Source organism: Mesorhizobium sp. M0028, from assembly GCF_040323855.1.
Lineage (GTDB): Bacteria > Pseudomonadota > Alphaproteobacteria > Rhizobiales > Rhizobiaceae > Mesorhizobium.
This window is the reverse complement of record NZ_JAMYVG010000005.1, coordinates 113,452-134,361: the sequence shown is the minus strand read 5'-3', so window position 1 is coordinate 134,361 and position 20,910 is coordinate 113,452. Positions and strand designations below refer to the sequence as shown.

Below are 20,910 nucleotides of genomic sequence, written 5' to 3'. Positions count from 1 at the left end.
GGGCGACGTCCGAGCGAAGTTGCGCGCCTACCAGCCGCGCATCCGCTCCCAACGCGCTTCAATCTTGGGGCTGGCTCCGTTGACGACGCTGTAGAAATCATGCTGGGCGGCCATCGCACACGCATGATTGGGCAGAATCCGGACCCGAGACCCGAGCGGCAACTCGGGCATGGACTTTCCAGAACCGGCACGAATAGCGAGGATACCGTGTTCCTGGCTGGCCTGGGCCACGATCACATCTTCAAGCACCCGTCCCTTTTCGTCGCAGACCACCCCGTAACCCTGGTCGATCTGCTGGTTTGCGGTTCCCCGGTCGCGCGAAAGCGCCATCCACCCGGCGTCAACCAGCACCCATCCCTTTTCCGGCTTGGAGCCGATCACCGTGGCCAATACGGAAATGGCGATATCGTCGCGGTTGCAGACCCCAACCCCGTGCTGGACGAGGTCGAAGAACATGTAGACTCCAGCGCGCAGCTCGGTGACTCCATCAAGATTGTCGGCGAAATGCGCTGTCGGCGTCGAGCCGACGCTGACGATCGGGCAGGCATGGCCATGGGCGCGCAGGATTTCAGCGGCGCGAACGGTGGCTGAACGCTCGTTCTCGCCTGCCTTGACCAGCGCATCGGGCGTGTTCAAGCCATAGGACTCGCCTGCATGGGCGAGGACGCCGGCGAGGTTGGCACCGGCAGCGACGACCCTGCTGGCCACGTCGAGCAACTTCGGGTCGTCCGGCTTCAAGCCACCGCGATGGTCATCGCAGTCCAGTTCGATGAAAACAGATGGCGTCATGCCGGTGGCTTCGCGCACGCCGGCCAGGGCGTCGGCCTGCTCCACGGAATCGAGCAACAGCTTCACATCAGCGCCGGTTCGGCGACAAAGCTCCATGGCACGCATGGCCGAGGCCGGCGAGATGCCGACCGCATAGGTCATGTCTCGAAAGCCATGGCCCGCAAAATACTCCGCCTCGGCGATGGTCGAAACCGTGATCGGACCGGGTTCGCGGTGGAACGCGTATCGGGCGACGTCGATGCTTTTGGCCGTCTTCATATGCGGGCGCAGCACCACGCCAAGCTTCTTGGCGCGCCCAGCCAGACCCTGGATGTTTTGCTCGAGCCGGCCACGGTCCAGAAGCAGCGCCGGGGTGACCAAGGCGTCGATCGTCCTAGCCGTCTCGCTCACTGCCAGGTTTGCCGCCACCTTGTTCATAATCTCATTTCCTAAGTGAACGACTGGTTTGCCAATGCATATATATGGGCTGGCCCCTCGACGGCGGGCCGTTGCCCTTTGACCATGGCGGTCGCACTGCCGGACCGCTGAAGGCCAAGGCTCTCAAGCCAGTCACCCAATCCATCCTCGGCATAGACGTCGATGCGAACGAATTGATCGTGAAGCTTCGAAAGCTGGGCCAGGATCAGAAGCCGCGCGTCTTGGTCGCTCTCGGCTGCACAAGGGCCGACCACATAGCCGCGGCCAAACCTCCTCGCGATAGCGTAGCCTGCAATCCGTCCCCTGCGCTCAATGAGCAGTGCGTTGCCCACATCGGCGAGCGCAGCCACCATCGCCAGCCGGGGCATGCCCGTGGCCGATTCGTCGAAGGCCTGGATCGGCGTGAGGTCGGAGGCTGTCGCTTGACGGATGTCGTCGCCGGTACTCCGCGTCACGGGGACAGTCAGCGAGCCCTGGTGCTGAAGCACCGTGCCCCAGGCAGTGAAGCCGCGTCGCTTGTAGAGCGCCAGCCCCTCTTCGGTTGAGTTGAGCAGCACGTTGCGGCCGTGTGTCGCCTCAAGCAACCCATCAAAGAGCCGGGCGCCGTTGCCACCGCCTTGCGCGGAGCCAGTAACTATGATCATCCCGACCGTGGCATAGGAATGTCCGTAATTCCAGGACATGGCCGTGCCAATCACCTGTCCTGCCCTCTCGAGGACCAGGCCATTGCCGACCATCAGGGCAAATTCCCAATCCTCCTGGCGGTAGGGCCAGGCCATCTCCTGCGACAGCTTCAGCGCGCCCGGCAAATGGCGGGTTTCCAATTTCATCAGCTCGGTCGGGGCGCTGACGATATCTCTGTCATGCTCAACGGTCATAAGGTGCAACGCTGTCACTTGATCCAGAGTCGGATTGAAGTCGGACCTTAGAGTCGCGCCCGGCGGACAGATTTCGCTGCTGTTTTGCCCCTTCAAATCAGCGGGATTGTTCGTTTTAAGCAGTTCCTCGGCATGCCAAATCGCGCAAATCAGGCGAGGAATACCTGGCACTTTGAATCGCCGCTTTGTGGTTGCCCGTGATCGGCGTCACGTCCGCACGATCCCCAATGGCAATGGCATAGCCGCAACACTCCCCGGCGATGAAACGCTTGATGCTCAGGAGGAATTTTGGATGATCTACATCAGCGAAGAGGAGTCAGCCGCCCTCGTCTCAGCATCGCGGCAGAATTGGGTCTTTCCTGCTGTTCTCGGGCGCACGCATGATGCGACCAATACTTTCTCAATCAAATCCGGTTCGTCGGACGAACTGACCGGCGTGAAAATTGGCTCCTTCTGGTCGGGCAACCCGGCACGTGGCCTTCCCCGCCACAACTCGACCATCGTGCTGCTCGATCAGCATACAGGTCGGCTCGGCGCCGTAGTCGAGGCCGGGAAGGTCAACGCCTACAGGACGGCCGCCGCCGACGCGGTTGCGGCCGATCTTCTTGCGCGCAAGCAAGCCAAGGTTCTGGCGATCTTCGGGGCCGGCAACCAGGCGAGCTTCGAAGTGGATGGCGCTGGCACGCAGCCGCCCAATCGAAACCGTGCTGGTCGTGGCCCGGCCTTCGCCGCGGCGCGACGCTTTTGTCGATCAGATCGGCGAAAGGGGACTGAAGGCGCGCGCTGCCTTGCCGGAAGATGCCGTGCGCACGGCCGACATCGTGGTGACGGCGACACCCGCACGCGAACCGCTGTTCGATGCCGCTTGGGTGGGACCCGGAACCCATATCGTCAGCATCGGGTCGGATGCTCCAGGCAAACGCGAATTGCCGAGCGAATTGTTTCCCAAGGCACGTCTGTTTTGTGATCTGCTTTCCCAGTCCGTCCAGATCGGCGAGTTCCAATACGTGCGCGACGAGATCGACGTCGGCGTGCTTGCGGTAACACCAATCGGCGACGTTATTGAAAGGCGTGCGCTCGGACGCTGCTTCGACAATGAGATCACCGTCTTCGACAGTTCCGGCATCTCCCTGCAGGACCTCTACATGGCCGACGCGCTGATCCGCGCAAAGGCGTCCCACCGCTGATCAGTTTCGCCCCAGGCCCCAGTCCCGACGGATTTTTCGACACGGCAACAAGGTGACCCCGCGCGATCCCGCAGTCGTGTCAGCGGCGGGCGCGCCAAAGGGTGCCCGCATGAACCACGGATCGCCCCCGATGTCGGCGACTAGCGTCTGGCGCGCCAGAAGGCGAGACGGTCCTGCAACCGATAGCCCTGGATAATCGCCGGCATGAACCACGGATTGCCACGATAGAGCGGGACGGCCGAAGGCGGTCGAAAGTCGAACGCCGTGCGCGACTGCTCGCCATGCCCCATCAGCTTGTGCGCCGCACGCATACCGATCCATGGCGCCCAGACCACGCCCGAACCGCAGAAGCCGGTTGCATAGACCATACCGTCCTTTTCGAAGATGCGGGGCAGCATGTCTCGGTTCATCGCCACATTGCCGAACCAGCAATGCGAAAGGCGCACGTTCTCCAACTCCGGGAAAAGGTTCACGAGGCCCTTGCGTAGGAGAAGTTTCGGCGCCGCCGGGTCGCCGACGCGAGAACTGTCACGTCCCCCCAGCAGAATGCGTTTTCCGTCGGGCGAGGGACGATAATAGAAACCGAGTTGCCGGTTCTCGGTGATCGTCATCAGCTTCGGCATCAGTCGCGCCATGACATCGGGCGCAAGTTCCTCGGTCACGATGATCCGGCTGCGGACCGGAACCAGGCGGCGCCGAAGGAAGGGAGCGGCGCCGTCGGTATAGCCGTTGGTACAGACCAGAACCTGCCGTGCATCCACCGTCCCTGCCGAAGTCGCGACGCGGAACCCCGAACCATTCCTCTCGATCGACTTGACCACTGTATGCGAATGGACCGTCAACCCGGATGCGAGCGCCACCCGCAGGAGTTCAGCGTGGAATTTTGCGGGGTGCAGCGCGCCAATGTCCATCCGAACGGTTCCGCCGCGGTAGAAATCGGTTCCGATATAATTTCGCTGCTCAGCATGCGGAACGGCGAAGGACTCGATCCCCAGTTTCTTCGCCAGCGTCTCGGCGCCGCGCGCCATCTTCTCATACTGTTGATATCCAAAAGCGCCCTTGAACTGGCCAACCAGTCGGAAGTCGCAGTCCAGCCCTTCGGTCCTGATGAAGTCGTAGAGGAATTCGCGCGCGATCTTGCCCTCGGCCTCGATCGCCATGGCCTTCTCTTCACCGAAGCGCCGGGTGATCGTGGCATAGTCCGGCCGGATGCTTCCGCTGGTAATTCCGCCGTTGCGTGTAGAAGCACCCTCGCCCGGATTCATCGTATCAAAGGCTGCGACCGAGCGTCCTTCGCGCACCAGCACAAGCCCGGCCGAAAGCCCGGCATAACCGGCGCCGACAATTGCCACGTCAAGCTTTTTTGCGAGGGGCTTCCGCGGCAGCGGCATGACGGGCGCCGCTTCCCACCAATAGGGCGTGTTCTTCTCGATTTTGGGCTCGTGCACGTGACTGACTTCTCTTGATGTTCCAGGGATTAAGAAAGCGATCGGTCGCGGTACCTCAAATATGGTCATCTCGTACGTCCAGCGCGTCGCGCAGTCCGTCACCAATGAAATTGAAACTGGTTACCGCGATGGTGATTGCAGCTCCGGGAATGATTGCCAGCCAAGGTGCGCTGCCCAGATATTGCTGGGCGCCATTGAGCATGTTGCCCCAGCTGGGCAGTGGCGGCTGGATCCCGTAGCCGAGGAAGCTGATGTAGGCTTCCATGAGAATGGCGCGCGCGACCGTCAAGGTGGAAGCGACGATAATCGGGCCCATTGCGTTGGGCAGTATCTCGCGGAACATGATGTGCGTGCCGCTCAGCCCCAGCATTCGGCCAGCCAGGACGAACTCGCGTTCGCGTAACGAGCGGACCTCCGCTTCGACGATGCGGGCAACCTCCATCCAACTGGTGAGGGCAATAATGATGGTGATCATCACAGGACTGGGCTTCAGTGCCGCAGCCAGCGCCAGCAGCAGAAAGATCGATGGGAACGACAGGAATCCATCGACGGTGCGCATCAGCGCCGCCCCAACCCAGCCGCCGCGATAGCCTGCAATCACGCCGACCAGCGTGCCGATGAGCGTCGACAACACCATGGCGAAGAAACCCACCAGCAGCGAGATTCGTCCCGCCATCAAGAGTCTTGCCGCAAGGTCACGGCCGAGCGGATCGGTACCTAGAAAGTGATAACCCGTCAGCGGCGGGGCAAAGCGGGCCCGCAGATCGATGTACAGGGAGTCATAAGGCAGGAGATGGGGGCCGAGGACGCAAGCGAGGCTCAGGAAGATGATCATCGCCAACCCGAGCAGCGCCAAGCGATGCCGCATGAAACGAAGTGCCGCGCGGTTGTTTCTCCATCGGCTTGGAGCTGCATTTGCGGTGAGAGCGGTCATATCGGCTGTCTCCTGTCGGGGAAGTTGCGCGCTCAGGCCAGACGAATGCGCGGATCGACAATAGCGACGACAATGTCGGCGATCAGGTTTCCAAGCAGAACGAGGATGGCGGAGAACATCAGTAGCCCCATCACAACCGGATAGTCGCTGTAACCAAGGCTATCGAGGAACAACCGTCCCATTCCCGGCCAGGTAAAGACGGTTTCGGTCACCAGCGCGCCGGTCAGAATGCTGGGAAGCTGCATCCCGGCCAAGGTAATCATCGGCAAAAGCGCGTTGCCAACGACATGCTTCATCAGAATCCGGCGTTCACTCAACCCCTTGGCCCGAGCCGTTTTAACGAAGTCCTGGCTAATGGCGTCGAGTGTCGCCGTCCGCATGTAGCGGCTCCAGATCGCGACATGGACCAGCGACAATACGACACTTGGCAGGATCAGATGGTGGAGATAGCCCAGGATCGAGCTATCGCCGATCTCGGACATATTGCCCGCGGGCAGCCAGCCTAACTTCAAGGAAAAGATGTAGATGCCTACGAGGCCGAACCAGAAGGTAGGGACCGACAATGCGACCATGGCGCCAACGGTTGCGAGATAGTCGAATAGTGAGTAGCGGCGCGTGGCGCCCCGAATTCCAATCCAGGCGCCAATGGAGATCGCAATCGCGGTTGAGGACCCCATCAGCAGCAGCGTGGCGAACAGATGGCTGCCAATGATCTCCAATACCGGCGCTCCGTCGCGGAAGGAGTGACCCCAGTCGCCCCGCACCAGCCGCCATGCCCAGTCCAGATATTGGATCCATATAGGGCGATCAAGGCCCAGCAGCCCCTTGAGGCGCTCGATATCCTGCTGGGTCATTCCGGGATCGAGTCCGAATTGTGCCAGGGGGCCGCCGGGGAGGAGGTTCAGAATGCCGAAGCCGATGATCGAGACGATCACAAGCAGCACCAGGCTCTGCGAGAGGCGATTGAGCAGGAAGCCGCGCATCCGAGTCCTCCATTGTGGGTTGATGATCTTAGTGTGTTGCCGCCGCCGCAGTGGATCGGGCGGCGGCAACTGCGTGGATTAGGCCTTCCACTGCCAGGCCGCGGCATCCCACGACGCGGTGCGGGTGTTGGCGTTGGGCTCGAAGCCGTCCAACCCTTTCTTGCGCCCAAGGACGATTGTGTACGCGAACAGCGGCAGGAAGGGCAGATCATGGCGCACCACTTCCTGCACGCGATTATAGATCCCGCGCCGTTCTTCCGGATCGAAGCTGCGAGCACCCTTTTCGAGCAGGGCATCGACTTCAGGGTTGGAATATTGCCCGGTGTTCGAACCGTGTCCGCCTTGAGCGGCGATTGCCTTCGTATGGAGCCGGTTTGTGGCGTCGGGGTCCGCGGCAATCAGATAGGTGACGCCCACCATGGCGGTGTCAAATTGCGACTTCAGCCAGAACTCGCCCCACATGACTGCAGCCGGCAAATTCGAGATCGTCATCTCGACGCCGATCTCGGCAAACGTCTGCTGCAGGAACTGCTGCGTCTGCTCGCGGAGGTTGTTGCCAGAAGTTGTTGAGTTGGAGAAGGACAGTCGCACCCCATCCTTGGCGCGGATTCCATCCGGCCCCGGCGCCCAGCCGGCCTCATCCAGGATTTGGCGCGCCCGGTCCAGATTGAACTCCTGAACCGGCAGGTTCGGGTCGTAGTAATAGGACTCCTTCGGCATGAAGGTCTCGGTGAGAGTGCCCACGCCGTAATAGATCGTGTCGACGATCGCCTTCCTGTCCAACGCGGCGTAGAGCGCCTGGCGCACTGCCAACTCCTTGAACTGCGGGCGGCCCAAATTGAGGTAGATCGACTCCAAGGATGCCCCTGTCTCCAGTGTCACCACGCGGTCTGGTAGTTCGCGGGCTTCAGTATAATGGTCGGCGGTGATGAACGACTGATCGACCAGGTCCACGTCGCCGCTCTTGAACTGCGTGTAGAGCACCGTCATATCGGGGATGTATTTGAAGATGAGCTGCTCGATATAGGGGCCCTCGCCCGCGTACTCAGGATTGGCGACGAGCTCGATATGATCGCCCGCGACGCGCTGGCTCCATTTGAATGCGCCGGTGCCGACTGGCGCCTGGTTGAACGCGGCTGTATTCGGATCGGCCTCTTTCTCCAGAATGTGCTTGGGCACGATGAAGGTTTCGGCCAAGAACGAAAGATAGGGCGCAAAAGCCTCCTTCATCCGCCAAGTGATCTCGGTGGGCGAAACCACTGTGATGTCCTGCACGAGCGAATGGCCGCTCGTGCGCCAAGCGCGAAACTTCGGGTTCGTGATGAGCTCAAGGGTGAATTTCACGTCCTCGGCCGTGAAGGGCTCACCATCGTGCCAGCGGGCATTGTCACGCAACCGGATGCGCCAGTTGAGACCGTCCTCCGAAATGCCGCCATTCTTCTGGCTTGGCACCTCGGCTGCGAGGTTTGGATGTAGGCCACCTTGGGGATCCATGCGGACCAGCGCGTCGAAAACCGAGAAATGGACCGCGTCATCGACTTCGATATGCGCCATCAACGGATTGAACACGGTCGGCTCTTGCGAGAGGCCGACGACGACGCGACCGGCCGGGCCCGCAGGAGGGGTCTTGGCGAAGGCGGGCTTGCCCAGCAGGTTGGGCGCGATGAGGCCTGCAGCCCCACCTATCGCCATCAGTCGCAGCGCTTCGCGCCTCGAGTAGTTGGACGTAGTCGATGAATTTCTGGTCATGGTAGTTCCTCTCTTGTTATTTCTTATGCGTTTGCTGCAACTGGACGGGCATTGCCCGGCCGCTCTCCTGGAATTGCCGCTACGAGTTGGCGCGTGTAGGCTGCTTGCGGGTTCAGGAATATCTGCGAGGGCGGTCCGCGCTCGACGATCCGGCCCTTCTGCATCACAGCGATTTCGTCGCAGATCTGGCTGGCGACGCGCAGGTCGTGTGTGATGAAAACCATCGACACGCCGGTCTCGCGCTGGATCTGGTCCAGAAGCTGCAGGATCTGCGCCTGGATCGAGACGTCGAGTGCGGAGACCGCCTCGTCGGCAATGAGCAGCTTCGGCTTGAACATCAGCGCACGAGCGATGCCGATGCGCTGGCGTTGCCCACCCGAGAACTCGTGCGGATAGCGGCCAAAGGCGCCGGCATCGAGACCGACATGAGCCAGGAGCGCACGCGCTTCCTCGCGCGCTTGGGCATAAGGCATCCCGTGTGCCACCGGCCCTACCGTCATGATGTGGCCAACCGTTGAGCGTGGGTTCAGCGACGCGAAGGGATCCTGGAAGATCATCTGGATCCGCGGTCGAAGAGGGCGGAACTTCGCTTCGGAAAGCTTGGCTATGTCAGATCCCTCGAACAAAATCCCGCCGCCGTCGCTGTCCAGCAGTTTGATCAACAGCCGGCCCAGCGACGACTTTCCCGAACCGCTCTCGCCTACGACCCCCAGCGTGCGGCCGGGCGCGAGTTCGAACGAGACCTCGTTCACCGCTGTCACAGTCCGCTGCGCGCCGAACAGCGCGCTGCCACCACGATAGGTCTTCACCAGACCCTCAACCTTCAGGATCGGCTCCTTGCTGGCCGACTCCAGACGAGGGCGATCTTCGCCGGTCAAATGCGGTACGGCCGCGATCAGGCGCCGGGTATAAGGATGCTTGGGCGACTTCAACACCTGCTCGGCGCTACCCTGTTCGACGATGTGGCCCTTTTCCATCACCACGACGCTGTCGGCGATCTCTGCCACCACACCGAAATCATGGGTGATGAACATCACGCTCATGCCCTTGCGCCGCTGAATGTCGCTGATCAGTTGCAGGATCTGTGCCTGGGTGGTGACGTCGAGGGCGGTGGTTGGCTCATCGGCGATCAGCACCGTCGGCTCGAGCGCCAAGGCCATGGCAATCATGACGCGCTGCCGTTGCCCGCCCGAAAGCCGGAAAGGATACTGGTGATACATGAGTTGGGGATCTGGTAGGCCCACTTCAGTGAGCAGCTCAACGGCGCGGTTGCGGCAGGTTTGTGGCGTACCGAAGCCATGCGCGGCCATGACCTCGTCAATCTGCGCGCCCACCGTCATCAGGGGATTGAGCGCTGAGAGCGGATCCTGAAAGATCATCGATACGACCCGTCCACGCAGGTTGCGCAGCTTGTCTGGCGACATGCCGATGATGTTCATCCCCTCCAGCTGGATGACACCCGATGAGAGGCGGATCACCTTTGGCAGAAGCCCCATGATCGCGTTCGCCGTGACCGACTTACCCGATCCGGACTCGCCTATGATGCAGAGGATCTGGCCGCGTTTCAGATCAAACGAGATATTCTCGACCGCATGGACCCGCTCCATGCCGGCCGGCAGGCTTACGGTCAGGTCGCGCACCGAAAGCGCAACTTCATGAGGAGCTACAGCTTGGATGCTGGCGATCATCGAGACCTCTCCCTTCTCAGCCGCGCTCTTTAGCCCGCTGCGGATTGCGTTTTCGATCTCCGCCTCGTGGCGATCAATCGGTCAAACTGTTCCCTATCGTGAGCTCTCCGGCTCACTTTCAAGCCTCCCTGTCGTGGCCCTGCGGAGCCTGCCTGCCTCTTGGCGGATGTCCGGGGAGTAACGGACCTTAGTCGACAATGAGTGTGACCCCTTCTGGCCGGCAGAGTCGTTGAAACTTAGCACGCAGGCAGCAGGAACTTCTGCAAAGGAGGCCAAATTTGGCATTTCACTCTGCGCGTTTTCCGCCGCCCGGGTCACGCGACCGCATCCTTCAGACGATAGTATGTGCCTACCGTGGGAGGCATGGGAGGAAACCATGGCTTGCCGGTGTGAATCACGGCCACCTCGAAATCCCCCGAGACCGGATCGGCCACGGATCCGCCAATGGAACCGAAGTATCGTGCCAGTAGGAAGCAAACTTCATTACCGTGTCACCCTCATACTCATCCGGGGTCGATCCGATGCAATGAGTGTATGATCGACTCCGCAGGTGAGGTGCGACCCAACCGGTCATTCGTCGCAACAATTGCCCGTCTTTCATCCCTCAAACGGCAGGATGTTCCGCCCTCGTACAAAGTTCACGGCTTACGGCTGAGGCCCATACGCTAGGCTGCGCTTGGGCAGCGAGACCAGTGTCGATCCGCGTCCTAGTTGACCGAAGCGCCTGAAGACCGTGGCGTGGGGCCAGGTCACTGAATTCTGAGAAGACCGTCTTGCCAAGGTACAATCGGTCGCGCACGAGATTGAGGTCACGAGGCGGCCAGCACCAAAAACAGGGAAGTAACGATGCGCGAATATGAGATTGCCGCCATTCCTGCCGACGGGATCGGCCCGGAGGTGATTGCCGCAGGTCTCCAGGCGCTTGAGGTGCTGCAGCAGCGCTGCGGCGACTTCAAGCTGCGCGTCCAGCACTTCGACTGGGGCTCAGACTATTACAAGGCCCATGGTCGGATGATGCCCGAAGATGGAGTGGCGCAACTGAAGCGCTTCGACGCCATCTTCTTTGGCGCGGTAGGCGCTCCCGATCTGCCCGACGACATCACGCTCTGGGGCCTCCGGCTGCCGATCTGCCAAGGCTTTGATCAGTACGCCAACGTGCGGCCGACCAGGATATTGCCCGGGATTGTTTCGCCGCTGGCGGGCGTTGGCCCTGGCGATCTGGATTGGGTGATCGTGCGTGAGAATTCCGAGGGCGAGTATTCGGGCCACGGCGGCCGCGCCCATCGCGGCCTCCCCGAGGAGGTCGGAACCGAGGTCGCGATCTTCACGCGCGTCGGCGTCACCCGCATCATGCGCTATGCATTCCGGCTGGCGCAGTCACGGCCGCGAAAGCTCCTGACTGTTGTTACGAAATCCAACGCGCAGCGTCACGGCATGGTAATGTGGGACGAAATCGCAGCCGAGGTGGCGCGGGAATTCCCCGACGTCGAGTGGGACAAGATGCTAGTCGATGCTATGACAGTGCGTATGACGTTGAAACCTCGGAGCCTAGATACGATCGTCGCCACCAATCTTCACGCCGACATATTGTCGGACCTTGCAGGCGCGCTCGCGGGCAGTCTCGGCGTTGCACCGACCGCCAACATTGATCCCGAGCGGCGCTATCCCTCGATGTTCGAGCCAATTCACGGCTCGGCATTCGACATCGCCGGCAAGGGTATCGCCAACCCGGTCGCCACCTTCTGGACCGCTGCCCAGATGCTCGAACATCTGGGCGAGAGCGCAGCGGCCGTCCGGTTGATGAGCGCTGTGGAAACGGCGACGAGTGAAGGGGTGCTGACGCCCGACGTGGGAGGGACAGCGACCACGCAGGAAGTGACGGACGCCGTCTGCCGGACGATCCGCGGTTCGAACGTGTGACAGATTTCCAATGAAGCTCGACAAGATCGACATCAAGATCTTATCCCAATTGCAAAAGAACGGGCGGGTCACGAATGTCGAGCTAGCCGACCTGGTCAACCTTTCGCCGAGCCCTTGCCTGATGCGGGTGAAGAAGCTTCAGGCGGAAGGCTTCATCACCGGCTATTCCGCCCAGATCGACGTGTCCAAGCTCGGACAGACTCTAACGATCTTCACCGAAGTCACGCTCAAGCACCATCAACAGAACGACTTCGCGAGATTTCTCACCGCAATTCAGAAAGTCGATTCTGTCATCGAATGCCATCTGGTTTCAGGCGGTTACGACTACCTAGTGAAGTTTGTCACAGCGGGCATCAGCGAGTACCAGACGATCATGGAGCGCATGATCGAATTGGATATCGGAATCGACAAATATTTCAGCTTCGTCGTGCTGAAGTCCCCAATCGTGAAATCCCATTTGCCTCTCGACATCATTTTCGACAAATGAGAAAGCTGCTCCGCAGTCTTGGACCTGGAGAGCCGCGCGCCAGCGCTCCCTGTTGCTGTTTTCGCTGCGCTTGTGCAACGGCAAGAGAATCCACATACCGGCAAATTGCTTTGCACTTGGCAGACGGCGGCATCACCTGAGGATTTGCTTTGGGGCCGCTAACGCGCGTCGCGTTCGACCGGCCTCGTGCGACGCGCTTTAGGTTCTTGTTTTCTTTAGGTTCTTGTTTTGATGCATGTCGTTATCGCAAAACCGCTGCACACTTTTGCGCGACATGCATTAGGCGTCTACCGCAGTGACCGAGGTCGCTTCGGCGATGGCAATGATCATCCCTTCATCGCTGACCGAACGTCCTTGTCTTCGAGGGTTTGATCCAGCGTCATTCGGGTACGTTCGAGGATTCCATCAATATCGTCCTCGGTGCAGCAGAGCGGCGGCGCAAAGCCGAGGATGCCGCTGTTGAAGGAGCGGATGACAAGGCCGTTCGCCCACGCGCGCTCGAAGATGCGGCGCCCCGGATCGGCCGCCGCCGGCAGCGGCGTTTTGCGCTCCTTGTCGGTGACCAACTCAATTGCTGCCAGCATGCCGCGACCGCGGATGTCGCCAACCAGCGGGTGGTTGGTGAGCGAGCGAAGGCCGTCCATCAGGCGCTTCCCGGCCTTGCGCCCATTCTCGAGCAAGCTGTCTTCATAGAGACGGAGGCATTCGAGCCCGACCGCCGCGCTCACGGGATGGGCCGAATAAGTATAGCCATGGCCGACAGCCGCTTTGCCGGCTCCGTCCGCGATGGTATTGTAGACGTGGTCCGACATGAAGACGGCGCCCATCGGCACGTAGCCCGAGGTCAGTCCCTTCGCCGTGGTTATGAAATCCGGCACGACCTCGTCTTCCTCACAGGCGAAGAGGGGGCCGGTACGGCCAAAGGCAGTGATAACTTCGTCGACAACGAACAGAATGTCGTGTTCCTTGCACACGGCGTGCAGAGCCTTCAGCCAACCCGTTGGTGGAACGAGGACACCGCCCGAACCCTGGATGGGTTCGGCGTAGAAGGCCGCAACGCGGCCCGCGCCGAGTTCCGCGATTTTGGCCCGCAGGGCCGCGACCGATGCATCGATGATCGCCTGCGGGTCGGAACCGACGGGATTGCGATAGGCGTAGTGCGAAGGAATTTTGTGCTGCCAGTCGTATGGCACGCCGAAACCCGCATGGAAAGCCGGGATCGCGGTCAGACCTGACCCTGCCGTCGAGGATCCATGGTAGCCATACTCGACCGAGATGAACTGGTCCTTTTGCGGCGTACCCGTGGCATGGTAGTAATAGCGAATGAAGCGGATCGTACTGTCTATCGCGTCGGAGCCGCCAAGCGTGAAATAGACATGGTTCAAATCGCCGGGCGCCAGTTCGGCAAGCCTGGCAGCAAGGCGAATGGCAGGCTCGGATCCTAGCCCGAAATATCCCGTCGCATAGGGAAGCTCTCTTAGCTGCTTTGCGGCTGCTTCAACGACGCTTTCCTGGCCGTATCCGATGTTTACACACCATAGACCGGCGAATCCGTCCAGCAGGGTTTTCCCGCTTGCATCGGTCACTGTTGCGCCCTTGGCGGATTTGAGCACCCGCACGCCCGTCTCCTCGTGGCTCCGATAGCATGAAAACGGGTGAACCAGATGTGCGCGATCGAGTTCGATCAGTGAGTTTGCCAGCATTTCTTCCTCCGATTCAGCGTAGTGCCTGACTGACGAGAGCATAAGTCCGGTGTGGTGTGGTTTCGTCCTTCAGCTCATCTGCGGTTCGTCGCATCATTATGCCACCGACGACGTGAGCCAGGCAGGACGGGTGAGCCATTCGCCGATATCTGTAGATTCGGTGTCGATACGGACAAACTCGCCCGCACTGTCGGCCAGCAGGAAGTCGATCAGGTTCGGTGCTTCGGAATTGCTTCTCGCCACCACCGGCCCACCAACCTGCCGCGACAGTTCGACAACACCGCTCAGATGCGCCATTGTCATCGTTTCCAGCGTGATCTGCTGCGCGGTCATGGTTCATTCCGGGCCTGAATTCTCCTAGGCCCAAGATAGGCTGCCGCGGACAGCAGTTCCTCCCGACCAGAACCTGAGCGATAGGCGTTTTGACTTTCCTTTGCCGCTGGCGCCGTATCTTATGCCGACGCACGGCTGAAAGGTCGCGCTCCCGCCGAAGCTCGAAACGAACTCAGGCGCAACTCTCTGCCAAAGCTCTCACGCAATACAAAACAATCTGCTTCAGGGCACATCGAATGCGGCGACTAGTCTTCTCGGTTCTCACTATGATCCTTGCTGTTAAAGGCACGCTGTGCCGACAGGATTGGAAGGATCGACGCTCATGACCCAGTTCAGACCGAAATACATCACCTTCGACTGCTACGGTACACTGACCAACTTCGACATGGCGGGCGCGGCGAGACGCGTATACGGCGCGCAGCTCTCTCCAACTGGGATGGCGCAGTTCATCAGGGATTTCTCGGCCTATCGCCTCGATGAGGTTCTTGGCGCCTGGAAGCCGTACAGCGAGGTCGTGCACAATTCTGTGGAACGGACCTGCAAACGCAACGGCGTCGCATTCCGGCCCGAGGATGCCCAGCGCATCTATGCGGAAGTGCCGACATGGGGTCCGCACCCGGATGTCCCGGCGGGCCTGGCCAAGGTCGCCAAGGAAATCCCGCTGGTGATCCTGTCGAACTCCATGAAGAGCCTGATCATGTCGAACGTGGAAAAACTCGGCGCGCCGTTCCACATGGTCATCACGGCCGAGGAGACCGGCGCCTACAAGCCTTTGATGAAGGGCTTCGAATATATGTTCGAGAAGCTCGGCTGCGGCCCGGAGGACATTACGCACGTGTCGTCCTCATTTCGCTATGATCTCATGACCGCCTATGATCTCGGTATCAAGAGCAAGGTCTGGGTGAACCGCGGCCACGAGCCTGCAAACCCCTTCTACGAATATACCGAAATCAAGGATATCGGCGGTCTGGCCGGCGCCATCGGACTGGAGCCCGTTCGGGAATTCGCCTGAACGTCTGTTTGCTGGCGCAGTCGCGCCAGACTGAGGTGCTCCCAAAACGTTAATAATCACTGGTCGCAATAGAGAAAGGGGCGGTTTTCACCGCCCCTTTCTTTGTTGTTCCAACGCTTTAGGGGCTGCAAGTGTTTCCACCTGCTTGCAAGATAACTAGTTAAGCCCGCCAACATGAAGCGTCTTGACCTCGAGATATTCCTCGATGCCGAGCTGCGATCCTTCGCGCCCCACTCCTGACTGCTTGACACCGCCGAAAGGCGCAACCTCGGTCGAGATCATGCCTGTGTTGAGCCCGACCATACCGAACTCCAGCGCCTCGGCAACACGCCATGACCGTTGGAGGTTGTCGGTGTAGAAGTAGGCGGCAAGGCCGAACGGCGTACCGTTCGCGATGGCGATGGCCTCTTCCTCCGTCTCGAAGCGAAAAAGCGGCGCCACCGGACCGAACGTCTCTTCCGATGCCAGGAGCATCTCGGTAGTAGCCTCTCCCAGCACGACGGGCCGTGCATATTGCTTGCCCTCCGGCACCGTCTCGCTCTGGGCGATGATCTGCGCACCTTTCGCCTGTGCATCCGCGATGTGACGCTCGATCTTGTCGATCGCGGCCGCGTTGATGATCGGGCCGATCTCAGTGCCCTCGTCGGTCCCTGCGCCAACCCTCATCCGCGTGACGCGCTGGCTCAGCTTTTCGGCGAAAGCGGCGTAAACGCCTTCCTGCACGAGAATCCGGTTCGCGCAAACGCAGGTTTGACCGCCATTGCGGAACTTGGATGCGATCACCCCTTCAATTGCCTTATCCAGATCGGCGTCGTCAAAGACGATGAAGGGCGCGTTGCCGCCAAGCTCCAGGCTCAGCCGCTTGATGCTATCGGCCGCGCCACGCATGAGCAGCGCACCGACGCGGGTCGAACCGGTGAACGAGATCTTGCGCACCGTCTCGTTGGCCATCAGCTCTTTGCCGATCTCCGCCGGCATGCCGGTTACGATGTTGATAACGCCTGCCGGGATGCCGGCTCGGTCCGCCAGGACGCCGAGCGCGAGCGCCGAGAATGGCGTAAATTCCGACGGCTTGATGACAACCGTGCAACCTGCGGCCAGCGCCGGTGCTACTTTGCGCGTGATCATCGCGTTGGGGAAATTCCACGGCGTGATGATGGCGCAGACGCCGACGGGTTCTTTCAGCACCAGAATGCGGCGATCGGCCGTGGGTGACGGAATGGTCGAGCCACCGATCCGGCGCGCCTCCTCCGCAAACCATTTCACAAAAGATGCGCCGTAGCGGATTTCCGCCAACGCCTCGGCAAGCGGCTTGCCTTGTTCCAGCGTCAGCAGGAGCGCGAGATCCTGTTCGTGCTGGCGGATGAGGTCGTGCCAGCGCTCCAGAAATCCTGCACGCTCGGCATGGGTCCTTTTCTTCCAGCCTTTGAAGGCCTCAGCCGCAGCGTCGATTGCGGCTCTCGTCTCGTTCTCCGCCATTTCGGGAACGGTGCCGAGAACACTTTGGCTGGCAGGGTCAATGACATCGACCACGCCCTTCGTTTCCGCATCCCACCAGACACCGCCAATCAGCGCCTGCTGGCGGAAAAGGTCGGAATCGTTGAACATACCAATCTTCGTCATCGCATTCATGGTCTTTCCTCTGCTCTTTCAGGTTAATCCTGCCAGCACGGCCTGCGTGATTGTTTCAGTCCTGTCCTTGCCTGCGATCGTGCCAATCCCCCGCGCGGTTGCGGACTCGATCGCCGACATCACTTCTGCCGCAGCCTGCCCCTCACCCAGATGCCCGAGCATCATCGCACCGGACCAGATCGCGGCGATCGGATTGGCGACGCCGAGATGCGCGATGTCGGGCGCCGAACCATGGACCGGCTCGAACATGGAAGGCGCGCTGCGATCGGGATTGATATTGGCAGAGGCGGCATAACCCAGCCCGCCCTGGATGGCCGCTCCAATATCAGTGAGGATGTCGCCAAACAGGTTCGAGGCGACGATTACGTCGAGGCTTTCCGGCGCCAGCACCATGCGGGCAGCCATGGCGTCGATGTGGTAGTGCGAGACCTCTACATCGGAATAGTCTTTCGCTATCTCGCGCGTGACCTCATCCCAGAAAACCATGGAATGTTTCTGCGCGTTGGATTTGGTGACAGATGCCAGCTTCTTGCGGCGCGCCCGCGCCTGTTCGAAACCGAAACGCATGATCCGTTCGACACCCGCACGCGTGAAGATTGCTGTCTCAATCGCGACCTCATTGGCTGTGCCGGAATGGACGCGCCCGCCGGCGCCGGAATATTCGCCTTCCGTATTCTCGCGGATGCACAGGATGTCGAAACCATCGGAGCGGAGGGGCCCCTGAACGCCCGGCAACAGCCGGTGCGGTCGTATGTTGGCGTACTGCGTGAACCCTTTGCGGATCGGCAGGAGCAATCCGTGAAGCGATACTGAGTCGGGCACTTCTGCGGACCAGCCCACAGCGCCGAGATAGATCGCATCGAATTTTCGAAGTGTCTCGATGCCGTCTGACGGCATCATTGCACCGGTCTCCAGGTAGTAGGCGCACGACCATGGGAATCTTGTGTCAGCAAGGGCGAAACCGCCCCGCTTAGCCGCCGCCTGCAGCACCTGCCATGCCGCCTGCGTCACGTTCTTGCCGATGCCGTCGCCGGGGATGAGCGCTATCTTGTAGGTCTTCATTGATGGAGGTCCTCGTTCGCACTAGCGTCATCGGAACAATAGTGGATCGCCCGCCGCATTTTCGGTCGAGGATGAGCCGCCCGACGGCGTCGAATCGCGTCAGGCGGAACTTGGAAAGCCGATTGTTCTGGAACCGCCGCGCGCTCTATTCGGCCGGACCTTGAGCACTGAACTCAGTCATAAACGCTGACGTAGATCTTGCGTACGGTCTCGATCGTGCGCCAGACGCCGACGAAACCCGGCTTCATCACGAAACTGTCGCCGGCGCGGTAGGTCTTGGTCTCACCGCCCTTCTCCTCGATTTCGACGAGACCCGAAACGATGTGGCAGAACTCGTAGATAGTTCCCTTGATCGAATGCGTCTCGCCGGGCGTCGCTTCCCAGACGCCGGTCAGAACTTTCTCACCTTTTGAGGCATCCTGCGCCCAGGTCTTGAAGGATGGAGTGCCGGAAATGAGCCGCTCCGGAGCCGGTAATGCCTCCTTCGGCGCGAAGTCTGGAACTGTGTCGATCGTGATCAGAAGTGACATGTGATGTTTCCTGGTTAGTAGCCGAGTGTCCGATCGACGAGGCCGATCAGTTCTTCTCCGGCGCGGTGGCGCCGGATATTGTCCACGACGGATTGTGCCGCCGTATGCGGTTGCGTCACCGAGGCGATATGCGGCGTTATCATCACCTTCGGATGCGACCAGAGCGGATGGTCTTCCGGGAGCGGTTCTGGATCAGTGACATCAAGCATCGCCGCAGATACATGACCGATGTCGAGCGCGTTGATCAGCGCGGCCTGGTCTAGTTGCGGACCTCTGCCGACATGCAGCAGCTGCGCCCCGACGGGCAGTAAGTCGAAGAACTCTGCATCGAGCATGCCGTGCGTTTGTTCCGTGAGCGGGAGCAGGCAGACGAGAATATCCGTTTGCTTCAGAAAGCCCGCGAGTTGGTCCCTGCCGTGAAAACAGGCGACGTCCTCTATCCGCTTTTCGCTGCGGCTCCACCCGGCAAGCGGAAACTGGAACGGCTTCAAGCGCTCGATAGCCGCGCGGGCCAGCATGCCAAGGCCGAGGAAGCCAACCCGGCGTTCGGCCGCCTGTCGACCGGCAATCGGTTGCCAGAGGCACCTTTTCTGCTGCTCGAGATAGGCGGGCATCTGCCGGTGGAGCGCCAACACGCCGAGCGCGACGTATTCCTGCATCATGCGTATGATGCCATCCTCGACCATGCGCACCAGCTTCACATGGCTTGGCACCACGTCCTGCTTGAACTGGTCGACGCCCGCGCCGGTGGAAAACAGCACTTCCAGATTGCGGCAGCGCGAAATCTCGTCCGGCACCGTCCAGGTAATGAGATAGCGCACCTTCTCTGGCTCCATTTCATCGCCGGAATGGAGGAATTCCAGATCCGGGATCTGGCGCGCAAATATCTCGCGGAAGACCGCGGCACGCGCGGCATCGGAATTGAAAAGAAACGCCATGGTGACCGCCCCTTCCTTCAGGCCGCAAGAAGCGCGCCGAGCCCCTCGATCATCTTCCGGCAAGCGGCGAGTTCACCGATCTCGATATATTCGTCGGCACGATGGGCACGGCCGATATCGCCGGGGCCGCAAATGACCGCATCGATTCCGGCCTGCTGATAAAGCCCGGCCTCCGTACCGAAGCTGACGGCTGCCAGCGGCTCCTGCCCCGTCAGCTCCGTCATAACGGCCGCTAGATCCCTCCCATTCGCGGGCGCAAGGGCGGGATAGGAACTCAACTCGTGCCACGCCACATCGAAGCCACTGTCGCGCAGATCGAAAAGCCGGGCCTTGACCGGCTCAAGCAGGGAGGATGGAGAAACGCCGGGCACGGCACGCACCTCGACGTCAGCGGTGCAACGGTCGGGGATGATGTTGACGGCTTGTCCACCGGCGATGACGCCCACCTGCAAGGAAGAATATGGGGGCTCGAAATTATCATCGAACGGCCCGTCGGCGAGGGATTGGCCATAGGCCACGACGTGCGTGATGACACCGGCCATGGCGTGCACCGCATTGAGTCCGAGATCGGGGCGTGACGAATGGCCGGATCGCCCGATCACCTCGAGCCGTGCGGCCGCCTTCCCCTTGTGCGCGCGCACAGGCTGCATCCGGCTCGGCTCGCCGATAATCGCGCCAAGCGGCTTCTCGCATAAGCTCGGCAACGCCGCTAAGAGGTGCGGCACGCCACGGCAACCCGCCTCTTCGTCATAGGAGAACGCGAGATGAACTGGCTGTCGCAGATTCATCGCCAAAAGTTCGGGAAGCACGGCCAATGCGCAGGCGAGAAAGCCCTTCATGTCGGTGGTGCCGCGGCCGTAAAGCCTGCCGCCCTCGCGGCGCAGGACAAACGGATCCGAGTTCCATTCCGGCTCGCCGGCCGGCACGACATCCATATGTCCAGAGATGATATAGCCCCGAGCCTGGCGCGGGCCGATCGTGACGAAGAGGTTGGACCGGTCACCCTCGGGTCCGGGGAGAACTGTCACCTCGGCTCCTGCCGCCTGACAGTAGTCGCGGATCCAATCGACGATCGCGCTGTTTGGCGTGCCCACAACAGAGGGAAATGCAACCAGAGTCGCGAGGATTTCTTCCACGTTCATGGCGGTCGCTCTGCTTGCACACTATCACCGGTCGCGACCAGCCTACCCGTATGGAGAAGTGTTCCCTGCCGAATCGCG

Annotated in this window: 18 protein-coding genes and 1 pseudogene; 5 read left to right on the top strand and 14 right to left on the bottom strand. The window is 60.8% G+C overall.

The genetic code is table 11. The features are described from left to right. Positions 1 to 27: 27 nt before the first annotated feature. A complete protein-coding gene (locus NKJ93_RS12935) occupies positions 28 to 1,206 on the bottom strand; it encodes an alanine racemase (protein WP_023718587.1) in 1,179 nt (392 codons plus the stop codon). 11 nt (positions 1,207 to 1,217) lie between these two features. Continuing rightward, positions 1,218 to 2,255, bottom strand: coding sequence for a GNAT family N-acetyltransferase (locus NKJ93_RS12930; RefSeq protein WP_352483210.1), 1,038 nt, complete (start codon positions 2,253 to 2,255; stop codon positions 1,218 to 1,220). 121 nt (positions 2,256 to 2,376) lie between these two features. On the opposite strand from NKJ93_RS12930, the pseudogene NKJ93_RS12925 reads away from it, so the two are divergent. Together NKJ93_RS12925 and NKJ93_RS12920 are read left to right on the top strand one after the other, a co-directional pair. Beyond that, positions 2,377 to 2,691 (top strand): annotated as a pseudogene (locus NKJ93_RS12925) (ornithine cyclodeaminase family protein); the annotation flags it as partial. A 64-nt stretch (positions 2,692 to 2,755) separates the two neighbouring features. After that, on the top strand, positions 2,756 to 3,271 hold the full coding sequence (locus NKJ93_RS12920) for an ornithine cyclodeaminase family protein (protein WP_352589398.1): 516 nt from the start codon (positions 2,756 to 2,758) through the stop codon (positions 3,269 to 3,271). A 140-nt stretch (positions 3,272 to 3,411) separates the two neighbouring features. On the opposite strand, the gene NKJ93_RS12915 is transcribed toward NKJ93_RS12920, so the two are convergent. From NKJ93_RS12915 to NKJ93_RS12895, 5 genes are all read right to left on the bottom strand, one after another. Beyond that, positions 3,412 to 4,662 carry an NAD(P)/FAD-dependent oxidoreductase gene (locus NKJ93_RS12915; protein WP_502899443.1) on the bottom strand — a complete coding sequence of 417 codons (1,251 nt, stop codon included), beginning with the start codon at positions 4,660 to 4,662 and terminating at the stop codon, positions 3,412 to 3,414. Positions 4,663 to 4,774: 112 nt separating this feature from the next. Beyond that, a complete protein-coding gene (locus tag NKJ93_RS12910; RefSeq protein ID WP_031193877.1) occupies positions 4,775 to 5,653 on the bottom strand; it encodes an ABC transporter permease in 879 nt (292 codons plus the stop codon). Between the two features lie 32 nt (positions 5,654 to 5,685). Beyond that, complete coding sequence (locus NKJ93_RS12905) at positions 5,686 to 6,636, bottom strand: ABC transporter permease (protein ID WP_023718593.1); 951 nt, start codon at positions 6,634 to 6,636, stop codon at positions 5,686 to 5,688. A gap of 78 nt (positions 6,637 to 6,714) precedes the next feature. Next, complete coding sequence (locus tag NKJ93_RS12900; RefSeq protein WP_031193878.1) at positions 6,715 to 8,385, bottom strand: peptide ABC transporter substrate-binding protein; 1,671 nt, start codon at positions 8,383 to 8,385, stop codon at positions 6,715 to 6,717. 23 nt (positions 8,386 to 8,408) lie between these two features. Then, positions 8,409 to 10,073, bottom strand: coding sequence for an ABC transporter ATP-binding protein (locus tag NKJ93_RS12895; RefSeq protein ID WP_023718595.1), 1,665 nt, complete (start codon positions 10,071 to 10,073; stop codon positions 8,409 to 8,411). An 846-nt stretch (positions 10,074 to 10,919) separates the two neighbouring features. Between NKJ93_RS12895 and NKJ93_RS12890 the strand changes: the two genes are divergently transcribed. Both NKJ93_RS12890 and NKJ93_RS12885 read left to right on the top strand, forming a co-directional pair. After that, on the top strand, positions 10,920 to 11,993 hold the full coding sequence (locus tag NKJ93_RS12890; protein ID WP_023718596.1) for a tartrate dehydrogenase: 1,074 nt from the start codon (positions 10,920 to 10,922) through the stop codon (positions 11,991 to 11,993). 10 nt (positions 11,994 to 12,003) lie between these two features. Next, positions 12,004 to 12,480, top strand: a complete 477-nt coding sequence (locus NKJ93_RS12885; protein ID WP_023718597.1) for an Lrp/AsnC family transcriptional regulator — start codon at positions 12,004 to 12,006, stop codon at positions 12,478 to 12,480. A 326-nt stretch (positions 12,481 to 12,806) separates the two neighbouring features. On the opposite strand, the gene NKJ93_RS12880 is transcribed toward NKJ93_RS12885, so the two are convergent. Together NKJ93_RS12880 and NKJ93_RS12875 are read right to left on the bottom strand one after the other, a co-directional pair. Further along, on the bottom strand, positions 12,807 to 14,183 hold the full coding sequence (locus tag NKJ93_RS12880) for an aspartate aminotransferase family protein (RefSeq protein WP_031193879.1): 1,377 nt from the start codon (positions 14,181 to 14,183) through the stop codon (positions 12,807 to 12,809). Between the two features lie 96 nt (positions 14,184 to 14,279). Further along, positions 14,280 to 14,516: a hypothetical protein gene (locus tag NKJ93_RS12875; protein ID WP_023718599.1), complete on the bottom strand. Its 237-nt coding sequence runs from the start codon at positions 14,514 to 14,516 to the stop codon at positions 14,280 to 14,282. 322 nt (positions 14,517 to 14,838) lie between these two features. Between NKJ93_RS12875 and NKJ93_RS12870 the strand changes: the two genes are divergently transcribed. Further along, positions 14,839 to 15,528 carry a haloacid dehalogenase type II gene (locus tag NKJ93_RS12870; RefSeq protein ID WP_352547741.1) on the top strand — a complete coding sequence of 230 codons (690 nt, stop codon included), beginning with the start codon at positions 14,839 to 14,841 and terminating at the stop codon, positions 15,526 to 15,528. 156 nt (positions 15,529 to 15,684) lie between these two features. Here the strand turns inward: NKJ93_RS12870 and NKJ93_RS12865 are convergent, their stop codons facing one another. The 5 genes from NKJ93_RS12865 to argE form a co-directional block, all read right to left on the bottom strand. Further along, positions 15,685 to 17,160 carry an NAD-dependent succinate-semialdehyde dehydrogenase gene (locus tag NKJ93_RS12865; protein ID WP_352589392.1) on the bottom strand — a complete coding sequence of 492 codons (1,476 nt, stop codon included), beginning with the start codon at positions 17,158 to 17,160 and terminating at the stop codon, positions 15,685 to 15,687. A gap of 18 nt (positions 17,161 to 17,178) precedes the next feature. Then, entirely contained in the window at positions 17,179 to 18,222 is a 1,044-nt protein-coding gene (locus NKJ93_RS12860) for a tartrate dehydrogenase (protein ID WP_023718602.1), read from the bottom strand. A gap of 173 nt (positions 18,223 to 18,395) precedes the next feature. Continuing rightward, complete coding sequence (locus tag NKJ93_RS12855) at positions 18,396 to 18,752, bottom strand: cupin domain-containing protein (protein WP_023718603.1); 357 nt, start codon at positions 18,750 to 18,752, stop codon at positions 18,396 to 18,398. Between the two features lie 14 nt (positions 18,753 to 18,766). Next, positions 18,767 to 19,690, bottom strand: coding sequence for a 2-hydroxyacid dehydrogenase (locus tag NKJ93_RS12850; RefSeq protein WP_023718604.1), 924 nt, complete (start codon positions 19,688 to 19,690; stop codon positions 18,767 to 18,769). Between the two features lie 17 nt (positions 19,691 to 19,707). Further along, positions 19,708 to 20,832: an acetylornithine deacetylase gene (argE, locus tag NKJ93_RS12845; RefSeq protein WP_031193881.1), complete on the bottom strand. Its 1,125-nt coding sequence runs from the start codon at positions 20,830 to 20,832 to the stop codon at positions 19,708 to 19,710. Positions 20,833 to 20,910: the final 78 nt, after the last annotated feature.

Excerpts from the sequence above, each read along its gene's own strand:
- NKJ93_RS12880 (WP_031193879.1), bottom strand. The coding sequence starts at position 14,183 with ATGCTGGCAAACTCACTGATCGAACTCGATCGCGCACATCTGGTTCAC.
- NKJ93_RS12865 (WP_352589392.1), bottom strand. The coding sequence starts at position 17,160 with ATGAATGCGATGACGAAGATTGGTATGTTCAACGATTCCGACCTTTTC.
- NKJ93_RS12875 (WP_023718599.1), bottom strand. The coding sequence starts at position 14,516 with ATGACCGCGCAGCAGATCACGCTGGAAACGATGACAATGGCGCATCTG.
- NKJ93_RS12915 (WP_502899443.1), bottom strand. The coding sequence starts at position 4,662 with ATGCCGCTGCCGCGGAAGCCCCTCGCAAAAAAGCTTGACGTGGCAATT.
- NKJ93_RS12890 (WP_023718596.1), top strand. The coding sequence starts at position 10,920 with ATGCGCGAATATGAGATTGCCGCCATTCCTGCCGACGGGATCGGCCCG.
- NKJ93_RS12920 (WP_352589398.1), top strand. The coding sequence starts at position 2,756 with ATGGCGCTGGCACGCAGCCGCCCAATCGAAACCGTGCTGGTCGTGGCC.
- NKJ93_RS12910 (WP_031193877.1), bottom strand. The coding sequence starts at position 5,653 with ATGACCGCTCTCACCGCAAATGCAGCTCCAAGCCGATGGAGAAACAAC.
- argE (WP_031193881.1), bottom strand. The coding sequence starts at position 20,832 with ATGAACGTGGAAGAAATCCTCGCGACTCTGGTTGCATTTCCCTCTGTT.
- NKJ93_RS12905 (WP_023718593.1), bottom strand. The coding sequence starts at position 6,636 with ATGCGCGGCTTCCTGCTCAATCGCCTCTCGCAGAGCCTGGTGCTGCTT.
- NKJ93_RS12860 (WP_023718602.1), bottom strand. The coding sequence starts at position 18,222 with ATGAAGACCTACAAGATAGCGCTCATCCCCGGCGACGGCATCGGCAAG.
- NKJ93_RS12895 (WP_023718595.1), bottom strand. The coding sequence starts at position 10,073 with ATGATCGCCAGCATCCAAGCTGTAGCTCCTCATGAAGTTGCGCTTTCG.
- NKJ93_RS12870 (WP_352547741.1), top strand. The coding sequence starts at position 14,839 with ATGACCCAGTTCAGACCGAAATACATCACCTTCGACTGCTACGGTACA.
- NKJ93_RS12855 (WP_023718603.1), bottom strand. The coding sequence starts at position 18,752 with ATGTCACTTCTGATCACGATCGACACAGTTCCAGACTTCGCGCCGAAG.
- NKJ93_RS12885 (WP_023718597.1), top strand. The coding sequence starts at position 12,004 with ATGAAGCTCGACAAGATCGACATCAAGATCTTATCCCAATTGCAAAAG.
- NKJ93_RS12935 (WP_023718587.1), bottom strand. The coding sequence starts at position 1,206 with ATGAACAAGGTGGCGGCAAACCTGGCAGTGAGCGAGACGGCTAGGACG.
- NKJ93_RS12900 (WP_031193878.1), bottom strand. The coding sequence starts at position 8,385 with ATGACCAGAAATTCATCGACTACGTCCAACTACTCGAGGCGCGAAGCG.
- NKJ93_RS12850 (WP_023718604.1), bottom strand. The coding sequence starts at position 19,690 with ATGGCGTTTCTTTTCAATTCCGATGCCGCGCGTGCCGCGGTCTTCCGC.